This window comes from Christiangramia aestuarii, from assembly GCF_009735585.1.
GTDB classification, from domain to species: Bacteria; Bacteroidota; Bacteroidia; order Flavobacteriales; family Flavobacteriaceae; genus Christiangramia; species Christiangramia aestuarii.
The window spans coordinates 1-350 of sequence record NZ_VJVW01000193.1 but is presented as its reverse complement, the minus strand read 5'-3'; the positions used below and the strand labels follow the sequence as shown (position 1 = coordinate 350).

The 350-nt window shown below is 67.1% G+C and carries 1 protein-coding gene; it reads right to left on the bottom strand.

The features are described from left to right. Positions 1-75: 75 nt before the first annotated feature. The coding region (locus tag FLP08_RS17490) for a hypothetical protein (RefSeq protein WP_156278199.1) at positions 76-350 on the bottom strand (275 nt) is incomplete at its 5' end.

The following is a 350-nucleotide window of genomic DNA, read 5'->3' as shown; positions in this document are numbered from 1 at the left end:
TCCGCTCGCCAGCATCCCGGGGACCTGTGCGGCGGTGTAGCGTCGTTGGATGCCGGACTCCCGGCGCTTGCTTCGTCAGAATGTCCAGGCCTGTTCGTCGGCCGCGGTCACCAGCGCCGTGCCGCGCTCGTCCTCGCCTACGGTGACGATGCGCGGGGATTCGTCGGGCGCCTGGATCACCAGTTGTTGCGCAGCGGGTGCCCACTGCGGCGTTGCGTTGCTGTCCAGCACTACCGGCCTTTCGCCGTTGCGTTCCTGCGTCCTGTCCTCGTCGCCCAGTGCGCTGTTCTGGAAGACTACGAGAGCCAGCAGGGAAAGAAGTCCGGTGCCGACCAGGTTGCGTGAGCTGC